The following is a 15,909-nucleotide window of genomic DNA, read 5'->3' on the forward strand; positions in this document are numbered from 1 at the left end:
AGGACAATCCGACCAGAATCGCGGCGTGTTGCGCGATCTTTGGATTAAGAGGGGTCAGCAGGCCAGCTGATTCAGGGGTGAAACACAGGTTTGCCAGGCGCAGGTGAAATCACGCAGACGCCCTTGGGGATGAAATGTCTGGCGCCAGATTCTGGCCATACCCAGCAAGTCATCCGGGGCGGGGAGGGGGGTATTCTGTTCTTCCACCAGCAGCCAGGCGATGGCTGTGGCGTAACGCAGGTTGACGGTCAACTCGAGGTGCGGGCCACTCAGAAACGCATGCTGGCTGGCCAGGCCGCGGACCAGGCTTGCACGCTCCGGATCAAGGGCCAGGTAATGGTCCCAAAGGGCTTGGTGGCGGGGCTCGGCGATGCGGTACAGGCCGTGCCCACGGCGGTCATGCAGGGCGGAACCAAGGGCGGACTGGCTGGCGGCAATGCCCAGCAGCAGGGATTCGGCAGTAACGCTATGTTGTCCGAGATAGATCAATGTCGGACGAATCACGTAACGGCACAGTTCGCTGGCAGCGATACCCATAAAACCCTCGAAACCTGAATTGGACGGCGATACCTGAAGGGGCTTGGCAGCTGTGAATCGGTTCAGGCTCGCCGCAAGCGGGTCAAGCCGCTTGAGTTGAAGTGTAGTGTCATATTCGCGCTGTAAAGGCCTGTTTTTAAAATATTTCCAGCGGCCAGTTATAACCCTTATATCGGATCGTGCTTAGTCGTGGTTCGAGGAAAGAGAAACATCGGGCAATAAAAAGCCCTGCTTTTCGGGCAGGGCTTTCGGGTTTTCAGCCTTTCCGGCGTTTCAGGCAACCAGTGCCTGACGGGTACGCGCGATCACTGCCTGCAGCGGCTCGGCGCTGGAGTATTGGTCGGGGTACAGGCGTTCGCTGTGACGAGCGATGCCGTGTTCGTTGACCAGGGTGAAGCTGAAGCAGCCTTTGCGAGCAGCCATGATCAGGCAGTTCATTGGTGCAAAAGCGTTGGTTAGGGTGCGGATGGCATCCTGAGTCTGGATTTGAGTAGACATTATTGGGTGTTCCTACAAATGACACGGATAAGAACCGTGCAACGTTAAAACGTTCCAGTAACGTCGATCACCATTGACCGAACGAAGAACCCGACTGGAACAAGGCAGCCAGTTTGAAGCGCTGATAAGTTGGCGCGCTTGGGCTGGCAGGTAGGTACTTAGGAGGGCAGGCAACACATCAGGGGCAAAGGTTCTGGGCCCGGGGTGAAGATCCTGATCAATTTGCAGGTTGGTTCGAGCAGAGTAAGCAGGCGGAACGACACCCTTTGCTTTCGATTCAAAGGTTGTGCTGGCGCAAGATTTACCTGGAAACCATCGAGGTGGTCGATCCCGCTTGTTCGGTGGAGGCTTCCGTCGGGAAGGCTGACCGGGGGGATTTGTTCGACCAGAATTGACTTTCAGCTTGGTACTAACGCCGCGGATACTAACGGATTGAACTGGTTAAGGGAAGTGTGTTAGCGAAAAGAATTCCCCGGCAGGTGCCTGATCGGGCTACTTTGCCCGGTGGGGGTGTGCATGAAGCTGTGCTGCCTTCGATTGATACGCACTGTATCCGGACAATAATCCGACCACCGGTCATCGACGTTTGTAGCAGCGTAGCCGTCTAAATACCGGGTTTGCCAGGGTTTATCCCCAGGCTTGACAAAAAAAACGCGCCGAAAAAGTGCATCGATATAACCGTCACAAAGGCACTTGTGCACATTAGTTGCGCAGCCTGTCACCCCGCTGTCATCTCATGTTCAAGCGCAGTGGCTGCCTGTAACCAAAATTTAAGTCAATGAAAAACATCGCTTTTTTTTACTGGTGAAAAAATCGTCAGTTTGACTGCGAGCCCCATTCCACAGGGCTTTGAGCAGGTTCAAGCGAGGTTGTCCACTGAGTTATCCACAGCTTCTGTGGATTGTCCCGAGCGCTTGCTCTAGGACGGGCGTGCCGGGATATTTTCGGCTTTACCTGTAAGAAAAAGAGAGTAAAGTTGCGCGCCTTCTGATCTGCCCCACAGTGCTTTATGAAGTTTCGCTCAGCCTCCGTTTCCTCTTCCTCCACACCACCCTCTGTTACCCCTACCAAGCGCTTTTCCATGCGCGTGGCAGAGTGGCTGTTGGACAGTCCGCATTTGGGCGAAAACCGTAACGTCAAACACATCGCCGGACGTCTGCTCAAGCAGCCGGCCCGTGAAGGCGTGGTGGCTGCGCAAAGTCGCCTGGGCCAGTTGATGTGCCGGGAATGCGGGAATGCCCGGGACCGGCGGATCGGTCAGGACCTGCTGCGTCAGGCCGCTCGGGCAGGCGATCGCCGCGCTCAACAGGAACTGGGGTTGATCGAAGACTGAGCTGTCCAAGATCAGGCGCCTTGGTTAACCTTCAGGCTTTATCCGAATGGCAGGAGTGGCTATGGCAATGGACTTGACCAGCGTATTGCTGGGTCTGGCAGCGGCTGGGTTGCCGTTGCTGGTATTGGCCTGGCAACTTCAGCGTCGGGCCAGCACCACGCTGGCTGACGTTGCACTGCTGCAAGAGCGCCTGGCCATGGCGCAACTGGCGCAGGACGGATTGACTGCACAACTCGAATCCAGCCGCGATGAAATCGGCGATCTGACCCAGGCCAACGCCGCCAAACAGGCGGATCTGGCTGCGCTGCGTCGTGAAGTCGAACTGCTGCAGATCGAGCGCGACGACGCCCGGGACGCCGCCCATGCGTGGAATATCGAACGCGCCGGCAAGGAAGCCGAGTTGCGCCGTCTGGATGCCCATGCTGCATCACTCAATGCCGAATTGCGCGAGCAACAGGACAGTCATCAGCAACGCCTCAATGACCTGCAAGGTTCGCGGGACGAGTTGCGCGCGCAGTTTGCCGAGCTGGCGGGGAAAATTTTCGATGAGCGCGAGCAGCGTTTTGCCGAAACCAGTCAGCAGCGCCTGGGGCAGTTGCTCGATCCACTCAAGGAACGCATCCAGTCCTTCGAGAAACGTGTCGAGGAAAGCTATCAAAACGAGGCTCGTGAGCGTTTCTCCCTGGCGAAGGAGCTGGAGCGTCTGCAGCAGTTGAATTTGCGCTTGAGCGATGAAGCCACCAACCTGACCCGCGCCCTGAAAGGGCAGAAGACCCAGGGCAATTGGGGTGAACTGATTCTTGAGCGCGTGCTCGAGCATGCGGGGCTGGAGAAGGGCCGCGAGTACCAGACCCAGGTCAACCTCAAGGGGCCGGACGGCGAGCGTTTCCAGCCGGACGTGATCATTTATCTGCCGGGCGACAAGCAGGTGGTGGTCGACTCCAAGGTCAGCCTGACGGCCTACCAGCAATACGTGGCGGCTGAGGACGAGGCCATCGGCCAGATCGCCATCAAGCAGCACGTGCTGTCGTTGCGAAATCACGTCAAAGGCCTGGCCGGCAAGGATTACAAGCGCCTCGATGGCTTGCACAGCCTGGATTTCGTGTTGCTCTTCGTGCCGATCGAGGCGGCGTTTTCTGCCGCGTTGCAGGCCGAGCCGACGCTGTTTCAGGAAGCATTCGACCGCAACATCGTGATCGTCAGCCCCACCACGTTGCTGGCGACCCTGCGCGTCATCGACAGCCTGTGGAAACAGGAGCGCCAGAGCCAGAATGCCCGGGAAATCGCCGAGCGTGCCGGGTGGCTGTACGACAAGTTCGTGCTGTTCATCCAGGATCTGGACGAGGTCGGCAATCGCTTGCAGCAACTCGACAAGGCCTACAGTTCGGCACGCAACAAGCTGACAGAGGGGCGAGGCAACCTGGTCAGCCGCAGTGAACAGCTCAAGCTGCTGGGCGCACGGGCGAGCAAGAGCCTGCCGGCGGACTTGCTGGAGCGGGCGATGACGGATGTGGACGGGTTGGTCGAGCTGCCTGAGTAGTTTCCAGTCAAAGGCTTCGTCGGAAGGCCGCTCGCGAAGAGGCTGGCACCTTGATATCTCTGTCGCCTGACACTCCGCCATCGCGGGCAAGCCCGCTCCCACAGGGAATCACCGCCAGACACAGATGCCGGGAGCGCCGAACAACCTTGTGGGAGCGGGCTTGCCCGCGATGGCGTCAGATCCATCACCGCGTCACTCAAACCTACAACGGTATGTACCGGCTCAACAACGCGCGCAACGCCGCTGGTTTCACCGGTTTGGCCAGATAGTCCAGCCCCGCGGCATGCACCTGGTCAACCGTCTCCGGCCGGCCATCGGCGCTGATCACCACCCCGGGAACCGGTTCGCCCATCTGGGTGCGCAACCAGGCCATCAAGTCGGTTCCGGTCTCGCCATGATCGAGGTGGTAATCCACCAGCGCCAATTGCGGGCGCACGCCTTCGGCCAGCAGCGATGCGCACTCTTCGCGATTGCGCGCGGTCCAGACCTGGCAACCCCAGCGGCTGAGCAGGCTGTTCATGCCGATCAGGATGCTGTCCTCGTTGTCGATACACAGCACCTGCGCGCCATTGAGCAATTTGCCATTGAGCTCGGCGACTTTGACCGGCGCTGCGGTTTGCGTCCGGGCCAGCGGCACGCTGACGCTGAACACGCTGCCGCGTCCCGGCCAGGAGCGAACGCGCAAGGTATGACCGAGCACCCGACAGAGCCCGTCGGCAATTGCCAGCCCCAGGCCGAGGCCTTTTTCGGCCCGTGTCTGGTGGCTATCGAGGCGCTTGAACTCTTCGAAAATCACCTGCTGTTTATCTTCCGGAATACCTGGCCCACGGTCCCAGACTTCCAGGCACAGTTGTTCTTTGCGCCGACGAACCCCCAGCAGTACTGGCCCTTTGCCGTAGCGGAAAGCGTTGGTCAGGAAGTTCTGCAAGATCCGCCGCAGCAGTTTGATGTCGCTGTCGACCCGCAGCGCGCTGCCGCGAACGCGGAATTCCAGTTTTTGTTCTCGCGCCAGTGCCTTGAATTCGGTACCAAGGGTGTCGAACAGTTCATTGAGTGCGAATGGCTGGCGATTCGGGTTGACCTTGCCGTTCTCCAGGCGGGAAATGTCCAGCAGGTCGCTGATCAAGTCCTCGGCCGAGCGCAGCGAGCTGTCCAGGTGTTCGACCAGTTTCTGCGCTTCGCCGGACAAACCATCGTCCTGATGGGAGAGGGCGGCGGAGAACAGCCGCGCCGCGTTCAGCGGTTGCATCAAGTCATGGCTGACGGCCGCGAGGAAACGGGTCTTCGACTGGTTGGCCGCCTCGGCGTTGCCCTTGGCTTCGGTCAGGGCAACGTTGAGCTGCGACAATTCGTGGGTCCGTTCGGTCACCCGTTGCTCCAGGCCTTCGTTGGCCTCGGTCAGCGCCTGCTCGGCTTCGCGGAACGCGGTGATGTCGGTGAAACTCATGACGAAGCCACCGCCCGGCATGGGGTTGCCGATCAGCTCGATCACCCGGCCATTGGGGAACAAGCGTTCGGAAGTGTGCGCGCGGCCCTGACGCATCCAGTGCAGGCGACGCGCGACGTGAACTTCGGCTTCGCCGGGGCCGCACAGACCGCGCTCGGCATTGTGGCGAATGATGTCGGCGATCGGCCGGCCGACACTGATCAAGCCGTCCGGGTAGTTGAACAGCTCCAGGTATCGACGGTTCCAGGCCACCAGTTTCAGTGACTGGTCGACCACGCTGATGCCCTGGGTGATGTTCTCGATGGCGCCTTGCAGCAAGGCGCGGTTGAATTGCAGCACTTCCGAGGCTTCGTCGGCGATGCGCACGACGTCCTCCAGTTGCATCTCCCGGCCTTCGATGGCGGCTTTTACCACCGCGCGGGTCGAAGAGGCACCGAGTACACCGGCCAACAAGCGTTCGGTGTGGGCGATCCATTCACCGTCGGCGTTCTGGTTCGGGTTGAAGCCTTTGCCCTGACGATAGGCAAAACGGATGAAGCTTTGACGGGCGCGCTCTTCGCCGACGAAGCGCGCCGCCAGTTGCAGCAGATCGTCGATCTGCACCGCCAGCATCGAGCGTGCGCTGGGGCGGGCACTGATTTCCTGGCCGATGAAGCGGCCCGCTTGCCAGTGCTCGGAAACCCGGGTGCGCGACAGCACCGAGACCCAGGCGAACAGCGTGAAGTTGCCTGCCAGTGACAGCACCACGCCTTGGGTCAGCGGGGTGATCGGCAGGTTCAGTGGATTGCTGTGCAACCAGGCCAACCCCGGGAATGTGCTCAGGGACAGGCCGAGGCTGAGGGCGGCAATCGGCAGGATCAAGGTGTAGAACCACAGGAACGTGCCCGCGGCGAGGCCAGCGAAAACACCGCGGCGGTTGGCCTGTTTCCAGTACAGCGCACCGAGCATGGCGGGGGCCAGTTGGGTCACGGCAGCGAAGGCGATCTGGCCAATGGTCGCCAGGCTGGCGGTCGAGCCCAGCAGGCGGTAACTGACGTAGGCCAGCAGCAGAATGACCACGATGCTGACCCGGCGCACCGACAACATCCACTGGCGGAACACTTCGAACGGGCGCTCGGCGTTGTTGCGACGTAGCAGCCAGGGCAGCAACATGTCGTTGGAGACCATGGTCGACAGCGCCACGCTGGCCACGATCACCATGCCGGTGGCCGCCGATGCCCCGCCGATGAATGCCAGCAGGGCCAGCGCCGGATGCGCCTGGGCCAAGGGCAGACTGATGACGAACGAGTCTGGCAACACTGAACTGGGCAGCATCATCTGGCCGGCCAGGGCGATCGGCACGACAAACAAGGCAGCGAGGGCGAGGTAGGCCGGGAATACCCATTTGGCGAGGCGCAGATCCTGAGGATCGATGTTCTCGACAACGGTCACGTGAAACTGCCGTGGCAGGCAAATGATCGCCATCATCGCCACGCCGGTCTGCACCACCATCGACGGCCAGTTGATGGTTTCCTTCCAGTACTGTTCAAGCCGCGGCGCCAGCATGGCCTGGTCGAACAGGTCGTCGAAACCGTCGTACAGGCCGTAGGTCACGAATGCGCCGACGGCGAGAAACGCGAACAGCTTGACCAGCGACTCGAAGGCAATCGCCAGCACCATGCCGCGGTGGTGCTCCGTGGCGTCGAGGTTGCGGGTACCGAAGACGATGGTGAACAGCGCCAGCACCAGCGACACAATCAGCGCGGTGTCCTGGGCACGGGTGCCCATGGCGTCGGCACCGGCGCCGATCAGCAGGTTCACGCCGAGCACAATGCCCTTGAGCTGCAGCGCGATGTAGGGCAACACGCCGACCAGGCAAATCAGCGCCACCACCACCGCCAATGGCTGGGATTTGCCATAGCGTGCAGCGATGAAGTCGGCGATCGAGGTGATGTTCTCCTGTTTGCTGATCATCACCATTTTTTGCAGGACCCACGGTGCACCGATCAGCAACAGGATCGGCCCGAGGTAAATCGGCAGGAACGACCAGAGCTGTTCGGCGGCCTGGCCCACGGCGCCGAAGAACGTCCAGCTGGTGCAATAGACCGCCAGCGACAGGCTGTACACCCAGGCCCGCACGCGCGGCGGCAAGGGCGTGCTGCGACGGTCGCCATAGAAGGCGATGGCGAACATGATGGCCATATAGGCCAGGGCGACGGCGGCAATCAGCCCGGTGGACAGCGACATGGGGACTCCAGACAAAAGACACCCGGACCTCCCGCCCGGACAGACAGTCTCGCACGACCGCCAGCGTTAGTCAGTGTCGACCAAGGTCGTGGCGTGGCGGGGTGTCGCAGGGGGATTTGCAGTGTCTGGACTGGCTCCATCGCGAGCAGGCTCGCTTGTATGGTAGGGCTTGAAGGGAGCCTCACTGACTGAATGCGATCTCGATCAATCGATGCAACTCTTCGATCTCCAGCGGCGCCTCGGAAAACAGGATGCGAAACACCGTCGGCGCGGCGATCAGATTGATCAGCCGATCGACACTGGGCTTGGGCGCATCCGGATAGCGATCCAGAATCGTCTGCAGTTGCCCGCCAATGATCGTTGCGCAATAACTCGGCTTCAGCGCCGCCTGCACGTCGCACAACATGTTACGGCCGGGTTCGGAGCTCATCTCGTCCAGGTACTGTTCCGCCCAGGACTGCACATCACCGTATAGGCTGCCGGTATTGGCCGGTTCGTTGTCGGGCTGCATGCGGGCGAGGGCGACGTCGGCCAGCAGCGCCGACACATCGCCCCAGCGCCGATAGATGGTTGACGGCGTGACGCCCGCGCGCGCAGCTATTTGCGGGACGGTCACACTGGCGCGGTCCTGCTCCTGCAGAAGTTGGCGCACGGCCAAATGAATCGACTCTTGTACCCGTGCGCTGCGGCCGCCGGGGCGTAATGTGGGAGCTGTCATCCTGTGTTTCCTGTAATGCGCCGGGTCCCGTTGCAGGCACCCGGTCCTGAAAGCCATGCTTTGGACCTTAACACAAAGAATTTGCTTTAAGAGGGATCCAGTAGCACACTCCGCAAAAGCAAAAAATTAGCTTTTGCGGAGTATGTCCATGCCCGGTTCTCGTTCAAATCGTTCCAGCCTGTGGTTTCTGGCAGTGACCTTGCTCAGTTTCCTGGCGGCCTCCACTGCGCCGACCCCTCTATATCACTTGTATCAGGAGCAGATGCAGTTTTCTGCCGCGACGCTGACCCTGATTTTTGGCGTGTACGCCCTCAGCCTGTTGGCGGCGTTGCTGACGGTCGGTTCGCTGTCGGATTACTTGGGGCGCAAGCCGGTGATTTTTACTGCGGTGATTCTGAACATTCTGGCGATGCTGCTGTTCATTCACGCCGACAGCGTCGCCTGGCTGATCAGTGCCCGAATTCTGCAAGGTTTTGCCACCGGGATGGCTACCGCCGTGCTGGGCGCAACGCTACTGGATACCGACCGCGAGCAGGGGCCGCTGGTCAATAGCGTTGCACCGTTGACCGGCATGGCCATTGGCGGGCTGGGCTGTGGTGCGTTGGCCGAGTACGCCCCGGCTCCGTTGCACCTGACTTTCTGGCTGCTGCTGGCTTTGTTCGTGATGCAGGCGTTGTATGTCTGGCGCTTGCCGGAAAGCGTCTCGCGGCAGGCCGGGGTTTGGGCGTCATTGCGACCGACTCTGCATGTGCCACTGCAAGCGCGCTCCACTTTGTGGCGGGTGCTGCCGCTCAATACTGCCCTGTGGGCCCTCGGCGGTTTCTACGCATCCCTGGCGCCTTCGTTGGTGCGCACGGCCACGGGCTCGACCTCGAACATGATTGGCGGGGCGACCGTGGCCGCCTTGACGTTGACCGGCGCGCTGATGATTTACAGCATGCGCAACCGACCCGCCGACAAGGCGTTGTTATTGGGCGCCAGCATGATGCCAACGGGTGTCGTGCTGATTTTGCTGGGCGTGCACAGTGCCAGCCTGCCGCTGTTCTTCCTTGGCACACTGGTCGCAGGATGTGGTTTCGGCTCCGGCTTTCTCGGCACCTTGCGTAGCCTGGTGCCGCTGGCCTTACCCCATGAGCGTGCCGGGCTGGTGTCGGCGTATTACGCGCTCAGCTATCTCGCCTTCTGCCTGCCATCGCTCCTGGCCGGAAACCTGACGCGAACCTTCGGCCTGGTCACCACCACCGATGGCTATGGCGTGGTGCTGATTGCCCTGGCCCTCGGCGCGCTGGCCTCCATGCTGCGCCAACGTTCCGCCCGTACTTGTACGGCTAACCCGTGAATCCGGGTTAGCCTTGGCGCCCTGTCAGTTCATTCGAAGGATCGGAGCATGAAGATCATCCGCAGCAAATCGTTCACTGGCGAGCGTGCCTGGGCCGCGTTGGACATCGCCAACATGAACGGCATCACCACACGGTTGCACTGGACCGATCAACCGTACAAATGGCACATCAACGACGGAGAGGAAGTGTTCGTGGTGCTCGACGGGCAAGTGCGGATGCTCTATCGCGAGGAGGGTGTCGAGCGGGAGGTTGTGCTGAACGTCGGGGACATTTTCCATGCCTCGGTCGGCACTGAGCACGTGGCCCACCCACTGGGTCCGGCGCGGATTCTGGTGATTGAATCGGAAGGCAGCGTTTGAGTCTATATCTGTGTAATAGATAAGATATAGAGAAATTACCCGTTATATAGATATTCGATTCGGATCTAACATGGGCTCTACCTCACGAGAGGACAGGAGTTCGCCATGACATGCGCCAATAGCATCAAGCCCGCAATCAAACCTTTCAGTCACCTGCAGCATCCCCGCGAGGTGATCCGCCAGTTCACCCCCAACTGGTTCGCGGCCACCATGGGCACCGGCGTGCTGGCGTTGGCGCTGGCGCAATTGCCGGTCGCCATACCCGCCTTGCACGCCTTCGCCGAAGCCCTCTGGCTGTTCAACATCGCGCTGTTTCTGCTGTTTACGGCGATGTACACGGCGCGTTGGCTGCTGTTTTTCGACGAAGCACGACGGATCTTCGGCCACTCCACGGTTTCGATGTTTTTCGGCACTATCCCGATGGGTCTGGCGACCATCATCAACGGCTTTCTGGTGTTCGGCCTGCCGCGCTGGGGGGAAGGCGTGATTCACGTCGCCGAGGTGCTGTGGTGGCTGGATGTGGCGATGTCGCTGGCCTGCGGTGTACTGATTCCCTACATGATGTTCACCCGTCAGGAGCACAGCATCGACCAGATGACAGCGGTCTGGTTGTTGCCGGTGGTCGCGGCAGAGGTGGCGGCCGCCAGCGGTGGCCTGTTGGCCCCGCATTTGGCCGACGCTCATTCGCAACTGGTGGTGCTGGTGACCAGCTACGTGCTCTGGGCCTTTTCCCTGCCGGTGGCCTTCAGCATCCTGACCATTCTGTTGTTGCGCATGGCCCTGCATAAGCTGCCCCACGAAAACATGGCTGCCTCGAGCTGGCTGGCCCTTGGCCCGATCGGCACCGGTGCCTTGGGCATGCTGGTACTGGGCGGCGATGCACCGCTGATTTTTGCGGCCAACGGTTTGCCGGGCGTGGGTGAGATTGCGGCAGGATTGGGTCTGGTGGCCGGCATCACCCTGTGGGGCTTCGGCCTGTGGTGGATGCTGATGGCGCTGCTGATCACTGCGCGCTACCTGCGTGCCGGCATTCCATTCAATCTCGGCTGGTGGGGCTTCACCTTCCCGTTGGGCGTCTATTCTCTGGCGACATTGAAGCTGGCCAGCACCTTGAGCCTGACGTTTTTCAGTGTGTTTGGCTGTGTGCTGGTGGCGTTGCTGGCCGTGATGTGGCTGATCGTCGGCAAGCGCACGGTGCTGGGCGCCTGGCGTGGCGAGCTGTTTGTCTCACCTTGTATTGCCGGATTGAAGAAATAACCGGCAAAGATTGGGTAATGTGTGGCCTGGATTGATGTTTGATACTCCAATACCAGTATCCAGGCCACTCTCTACCCAAATCATCAGGGACACATGGAAGATGAGTCACCCCTCACAGTTCACCTTGCTGCGCACCCGGCGTTTCCTGCCGTTCTTCATCACCCAGTCCCTCGGGGCGTTCAACGACAACGTGTTCAAGCAGTCGTTGATCCTGGCCATTTTGTACAAGCTGACGATCGAAGGTGACCGCTCTATCTGGGTCAACCTGTGTGCGCTGCTGTTTATCCTGCCGTTTTTCCTGTTCTCGGCCCTGGCCGGGCAATTCGGGGAAAAGTTCGCCAAGGACGCGTTGATCCGCCTGATCAAGCTGGGGGAAATCGCCATCATGGCGGTCGGCGCCGTCGGCTTCCTGTTCGATCACCTGTCGTTGATGCTGGTGGCGCTGTTCGCCATGGGCACTCATTCGGCGCTGTTCGGGCCGGTGAAGTACTCGATCCTGCCGCAGGCCCTGCGTGAGGATGAGCTGGTAGGCGGCAACGGCCTGGTGGAAATGGGCACCTTCCTGGCGATCCTCGCCGGCACCATTGGCGCCGGGGTCATGATGTCTTCGGCGCATTACGCGCCGGTGGTGTCCACGGCGATCATCGGCATTGCCGTGCTCGGCTACCTGGCCAGCCGCAGCATCCCCCGCGCAGCGGCCGCCACACCGCAAATGCGTCTGAACTGGAACATCTTCAGCCAGTCCTGGGCCACGCTGAAACTGGGCCTGGGGCAAACGCCGGCGGTGTCGCGCTCGATTGTCGGCAACTCCTGGTTCTGGTTTGTCGGGGCGATTTATCTGACACAGATCCCGGCGTATGCCAAGGAATGGATGCACGGCGACGAAACCGTGGTGACGCTGATTCTGACGGTGTTCTCGGTCGGCATCGCATTGGGGTCGATGCTTTGCGAGAAGCTCTCCGGACGCAAAGTCGAGATTGGCCTGGTGCCGTTCGGATCGTTCGGCTTGACTGTCTTCGGCCTGCTGCTGTGGTGGCATTCCGGGGCAATCCCGGACAGCGCCACCGGTCATGGCTGGATCGAAATCCTCGGTTTCGGCCACGCCTGGCTGGTGTTGCTCGACATCCTCGGCCTGGGCGTCTTCGGCGGTTTCTATATCGTGCCGCTGTACGCGCTGATCCAGTCACGTACCGCCGAGAACGAGCGGGCACGGGTGATTGCCGCCAACAACATCCTCAACGCATTGTTCATGGTGGTGTCGGCGATTGTCTCGATCGTCTTGTTGAGTGTGGCCAAGCTGTCGATCCCGCAACTGTTCCTGGTGGTCTCGTTGCTGAACATCGGCGTCAACGCCTACATCTTCAAGATCGTCCCCGAGTTCACCATGCGTTTCATGATCTGGCTGCTCAGCCATTCCATGTACCGCGTCGAGCACCGCAACCTGGATCTGATCCCTGATGAGGGCGCGGCGTTGCTGGTGTGCAATCACGTGTCATTCGTCGATGCCTTGCTGATTGGCGGCGCGGTACGTCGGCCGATTCGCTTTGTGATGTACTACAAGATCTACAACCTGCCGGTGCTGAACTTCATCTTCCGCACCGCGGGGACGATTCCTATCGCGGGGCGTCAAGAAGACATCCAGATCTACGAAAAGGCTTTCACACGGATTGCCCGGTATCTGAAGGACGGTGAACTGGTGTGCATCTTCCCCGAGGGTAAATTGACCGCTGATGGTGAGCTGAATGAGTTCAAGGGCGGCTTGACGCGAATTCTCGAAGAGACGCCAGTGCCGGTGATTCCGTTGGCCTTGCAAGGGTTGTGGGGGAGTTTCTTCAGTCGCGATCCGGGCAAGGGGCTGTTTCATCGCCTGTGGTCGCGGGTGACCCTGGTCGCAGGGCCGGCGGTGGCGGTTGAGGCGGCGGAGCCAGCGAAGTTGCAGGCGTTGGTGGGGGAGTTGCGTGGGACCGCTAGATAGCCGCTGGCTGTGCTGGCCTCATCGCGGGCAAGCCCGCGATGGCGTCAGTGGCTCAGGCGCTGACCTTCAGGCCAACGAGCCCGGAAATGATCAGCGCCACACTCGCCAGCCTCACCAGCGCCATGGATTCGCCAAACAGAATGATCCCGGCGATCACCGTGCCAACGGCACCGACACCGGTCCAGATCGCATAGGCCGTACCCAGCGGCAATTCCTTCATGGCAAGGCCGAGCAGGCCAAGGCTGACAGCCATGGCCGCAACGGTCAAAACAGTAGGGAGCGGGCGGGTGAAGCCGTCGGTGTACTTGAGGCCGACGGCCCAGCCGACTTCGAACAGGCCGGCGAAAAACAGAATGATCCAGGACATGAAGACCTCCATCGTCTGACGGGGTCGTCCCCTGATTAATGACTCGATCGAGCCGCGGGGTCGTCCCCGCGATGCGCAATATAGTGCCCAGTATTAACCCGGGGATCAAGATCGCGGATCATTCAGTGGCTTGCTGGGCGGCGATTTCCCGGTCCTGTTTCTCGCTCATGCGGCGGAAATACGTCGAGAGCAATGCCCCGGAAATATTGTGCCAGACGCTGAACAATGCGCTGGGCACCGCCGCCAATGGCGAGAAGTGCGCACTGGCCAGCGCCGCGCCCAATCCGGAGTTCTGCATGCCGACTTCCAGGGCCAGTGACTTGCGCTGTGCCAATGGCAGCTTGAACAGGCGCCCGGTGAAGTAACCCAGCAAGTAGCCAAAGCTGTTGTGCAACATGACCACGGCCATGATCAGCAGGCCAGATTCGGCAATCTTCGCCTGGCTGGCGGCGACCACGGCAGTGACGATGATCACGATGCTGACTACCGACACCAGCGGCAAAACGTCCACCGCATGGCGAACCTTGTCGCCGAGCACCCGTTGGGCAACCACGCCCAGCACGATCGGCAACAACACCACTTGCAGGATCGACCAGAACAACTCCATGAACGACACCGGCAACCAGGCCGAGGCCAGCAGCCAGATCAGCGCTGGCGTCAGCAGCGGGGCGAGGAGGGTGGTGACGGCGGCGATGGCCACCGACAGCGCCAGATCGCCGCGGGCCAGCCAGGTCATCACATTCGACGAGGTGCCGCTTGGGCAGCAGCCGACCAGAATCACGCCGACGGCAATTTCCGGCGGCAAGTGGAACGCCTGGCAGAGCAACCACGCCACGCCGGGCATGATCACGAAATGTGCAACCACGCCCAAGGCCACGCGCCATGGATGGCGAGCGACTTCGGCGAAGTCTTCGAGTTTGAGGGTCAGGCCCATGCCGAACATCACCAGCCCCAGCAAGGGCACGATGGCGCCTTTGAGGCCGAGGAACCATGCCGGCTGCAGGAACGCCACGGCAGCGAAAATCAGAACCCAGTAAGCGAAGGTGTTGCCGACAAAACGACTCAATGCAGCCAGTGCGCGCATGGCTTGATCCTTTTTGTAAAAAATACGCGGTTTTCTGTAGGAGCTGGCTTGCCAGCGAAGGCGTCGCAATGGCCTACGCATGACTTAATGGCCCCTTCGCTGGCAAGCCAGCTCCTACAAAAGGTCACTGTGGAGTCAGATCCCCTGCGGAGTCTCTTCGCCACCCAGCGCTTCAACCAGCGCCGGCAGGAAGTCGCCGAAGGTCAGCATCATCAGGGTGAAGCTGGCGTCCAGTTGGCCCAGGGCTTCGTCGCCGCCGTCCTGCTCCGCCTGGTCTTGCAGCAGGTCTTCGAATTTCAGGCGCTTGACCACCATTTTGTCGTCGAGGACGAACGACAGTTTGTCCTGCCAGGCCAGGGACAGTTGAGTGACCACTTTGCCGGTGCTCAGGTGCAACTGGATTTCTTCGCTGGTCAGGTCCTGGCGCTTGCAACGCACGATGCCGCCGTCTTCGTGGGTGTCGCGCAGTTCGCACTCGTCCAGCACAAAGAAATCGTCTGCCGCTTTCTGTGTAGTGACCCACTCGGTCATGGTCGCGGTCGGGGACATTTTTACGGTCAGCGGACGCACCGGCAGGGTGCCGATCACTTCGCGCAAGGTCGACAGCAGGTCTTCGGCGCGTTTCGGGCTGGCCGAGTTGACCAGGATCAGGCCCTGTTTCGGCGCGATGGCGGCGAAGGTCGACGAGCGGCGGATAAAGGCGCGGGGCAGGAAGGCCTGGATGATTTCATCCTTGATCTGATCGCGTTCCTTCTTATAGACCTTGCGCATTTGCTCGGCTTCGATCTCTTCGACCTTTTCCTTGACGGCGTCACGCACAACGCTGCCCGGCAAAATACGTTCTTCCTTGCGCGCGGACACCAGCAGGAAGTCACCGCTGACGTGCACCAGCGGCGCATCTTCGCCTTTGCCGAACGGCGCGACGAAACCGTAGGTGGTCAACTCCTGGCTTGCACATGGGCGCGCCAGTTTGGTGGCCAGTGCAGTTTCCAACGCCTCGGCATCAACAGGCAGAACTTGGGTCAGGCGATAGATAAGCAGGTTTTTGAACCACATGGGGTGAGTCTCTCCTTTATACAAAGGCGGGCATTATTGTCTTCGCCGTGCCATAGGCCAACCTTTCTCTAAGCCTTTGGAAGGCCTGAGAAAATTATTTTAAAAAGTGCTTGCCAGAGGTTGGGTCGCTCCGTAGAATGCGCGCCACACCGAAGCGAAGGGTGATTAGCTC

General features: G+C 60.5%; 13 protein-coding genes. 6 read left to right on the forward strand and 7 right to left on the reverse strand.

From position 1 onward, the window contains the following. Nucleotides 1–54: 54 nt before the first annotated feature. Nucleotides 55–537: a hypothetical protein gene (locus PMI31_RS10200; protein WP_008017909.1), complete on the reverse strand. Its 483-nt coding sequence runs from the start codon at nucleotides 535–537 to the stop codon at nucleotides 55–57. A 273-nt stretch (nucleotides 538–810) separates the two neighbouring features. After that, entirely contained in the window at nucleotides 811–1,035 is a 225-nt protein-coding gene (locus PMI31_RS10205) for a hypothetical protein (RefSeq protein ID WP_008017910.1), read from the reverse strand. Nucleotides 1,036–2,044: 1,009 nt separating this feature from the next. Between PMI31_RS10205 and PMI31_RS10210 the strand changes: the two genes are divergently transcribed. Both PMI31_RS10210 and rmuC read left to right on the forward strand, forming a co-directional pair. Then, a complete protein-coding gene (locus tag PMI31_RS10210; protein WP_043302325.1) occupies nucleotides 2,045–2,368 on the forward strand; it encodes a hypothetical protein in 324 nt (107 codons plus the stop codon). Nucleotides 2,369–2,543: 175 nt separating this feature from the next. Continuing rightward, on the forward strand, nucleotides 2,544–3,908 hold the full coding sequence (rmuC, locus tag PMI31_RS10215; protein WP_177323561.1) for a DNA recombination protein RmuC: 1,365 nt from the start codon (nucleotides 2,544–2,546) through the stop codon (nucleotides 3,906–3,908). A gap of 202 nt (nucleotides 3,909–4,110) precedes the next feature. Here rmuC and PMI31_RS10220 read toward each other — a convergent pair whose 3' ends face one another. Together PMI31_RS10220 and PMI31_RS10225 are read right to left on the reverse strand one after the other, a co-directional pair. Then, nucleotides 4,111–7,581, reverse strand: a complete 3,471-nt coding sequence (locus PMI31_RS10220; RefSeq protein ID WP_008017913.1) for a hybrid sensor histidine kinase/response regulator — start codon at nucleotides 7,579–7,581, stop codon at nucleotides 4,111–4,113. 181 nt (nucleotides 7,582–7,762) lie between these two features. Then, a complete protein-coding gene (locus tag PMI31_RS10225; protein WP_008017915.1) occupies nucleotides 7,763–8,299 on the reverse strand; it encodes a TetR/AcrR family transcriptional regulator in 537 nt (178 codons plus the stop codon). 148 nt (nucleotides 8,300–8,447) lie between these two features. On the opposite strand from PMI31_RS10225, the gene PMI31_RS10230 reads away from it, so the two are divergent. The 4 genes from PMI31_RS10230 to PMI31_RS10245 all read left to right on the forward strand — a co-directional run bounded on the left by PMI31_RS10230 (nucleotide 8,448) and on the right by PMI31_RS10245 (nucleotide 13,230). Beyond that, entirely contained in the window at nucleotides 8,448–9,638 is a 1,191-nt protein-coding gene (locus tag PMI31_RS10230; RefSeq protein WP_008017916.1) for an MFS transporter, read from the forward strand. A gap of 48 nt (nucleotides 9,639–9,686) precedes the next feature. Next, entirely contained in the window at nucleotides 9,687–9,998 is a 312-nt protein-coding gene (locus PMI31_RS10235; protein ID WP_008017917.1) for a cupin domain-containing protein, read from the forward strand. 105 nt (nucleotides 9,999–10,103) lie between these two features. After that, on the forward strand, nucleotides 10,104–11,255 hold the full coding sequence (locus PMI31_RS10240; RefSeq protein ID WP_008017918.1) for a TDT family transporter: 1,152 nt from the start codon (nucleotides 10,104–10,106) through the stop codon (nucleotides 11,253–11,255). Nucleotides 11,256–11,355: 100 nt separating this feature from the next. After that, complete coding sequence (locus PMI31_RS10245; protein ID WP_008017919.1) at nucleotides 11,356–13,230, forward strand: MFS transporter; 1,875 nt, start codon at nucleotides 11,356–11,358, stop codon at nucleotides 13,228–13,230. A gap of 52 nt (nucleotides 13,231–13,282) precedes the next feature. Here the strand turns inward: PMI31_RS10245 and sugE are convergent, their stop codons facing one another. The 3 genes from sugE to rdgC all read right to left on the reverse strand — a co-directional run bounded on the left by sugE (nucleotide 13,283) and on the right by rdgC (nucleotide 15,737). Continuing rightward, entirely contained in the window at nucleotides 13,283–13,597 is a 315-nt protein-coding gene (gene sugE / locus PMI31_RS10250; protein ID WP_008017920.1) for a quaternary ammonium compound efflux SMR transporter SugE, read from the reverse strand. Nucleotides 13,598–13,715: 118 nt separating this feature from the next. Beyond that, nucleotides 13,716–14,681: a bile acid:sodium symporter family protein gene (locus tag PMI31_RS10255; RefSeq protein ID WP_008017922.1), complete on the reverse strand. Its 966-nt coding sequence runs from the start codon at nucleotides 14,679–14,681 to the stop codon at nucleotides 13,716–13,718. A gap of 135 nt (nucleotides 14,682–14,816) precedes the next feature. Further along, nucleotides 14,817–15,737: a recombination-associated protein RdgC gene (gene rdgC / locus PMI31_RS10260; RefSeq protein WP_008017923.1), complete on the reverse strand. Its 921-nt coding sequence runs from the start codon at nucleotides 15,735–15,737 to the stop codon at nucleotides 14,817–14,819. Nucleotides 15,738–15,909 lie beyond the last annotated feature (172 nt).

The organism is Pseudomonas sp. GM55, from assembly GCF_000282395.1.
GTDB classification, from domain to species: Bacteria; Pseudomonadota; Gammaproteobacteria; order Pseudomonadales; family Pseudomonadaceae; genus Aquipseudomonas; species Aquipseudomonas fluorescens_CC.

Coding starts and splice junctions, on each gene's coding strand:
- PMI31_RS10200 (WP_008017909.1), bottom strand. CDS start 537: ATGGGTATCGCTGCCAGCGAACTGTGCCGTTACGTGATTCGTCCGACA.
- PMI31_RS10205 (WP_008017910.1), bottom strand. CDS start 1,035: ATGTCTACTCAAATCCAGACTCAGGATGCCATCCGCACCCTAACCAAC.
- PMI31_RS10210 (WP_043302325.1), top strand. CDS start 2,045: ATGAAGTTTCGCTCAGCCTCCGTTTCCTCTTCCTCCACACCACCCTCT.
- PMI31_RS10220 (WP_008017913.1), bottom strand. CDS start 7,581: ATGTCGCTGTCCACCGGGCTGATTGCCGCCGTCGCCCTGGCCTATATG.
- PMI31_RS10225 (WP_008017915.1), bottom strand. CDS start 8,299: ATGACAGCTCCCACATTACGCCCCGGCGGCCGCAGCGCACGGGTACAA.
- PMI31_RS10230 (WP_008017916.1), top strand. CDS start 8,448: ATGCCCGGTTCTCGTTCAAATCGTTCCAGCCTGTGGTTTCTGGCAGTG.
- PMI31_RS10235 (WP_008017917.1), top strand. CDS start 9,687: ATGAAGATCATCCGCAGCAAATCGTTCACTGGCGAGCGTGCCTGGGCC.
- PMI31_RS10240 (WP_008017918.1), top strand. CDS start 10,104: ATGACATGCGCCAATAGCATCAAGCCCGCAATCAAACCTTTCAGTCAC.
- PMI31_RS10245 (WP_008017919.1), top strand. CDS start 11,356: ATGAGTCACCCCTCACAGTTCACCTTGCTGCGCACCCGGCGTTTCCTG.
- sugE (WP_008017920.1), bottom strand. CDS start 13,597: ATGTCCTGGATCATTCTGTTTTTCGCCGGCCTGTTCGAAGTCGGCTGG.
- PMI31_RS10255 (WP_008017922.1), bottom strand. CDS start 14,681: ATGCGCGCACTGGCTGCATTGAGTCGTTTTGTCGGCAACACCTTCGCT.
- rdgC (WP_008017923.1), bottom strand. CDS start 15,737: ATGTGGTTCAAAAACCTGCTTATCTATCGCCTGACCCAAGTTCTGCCT.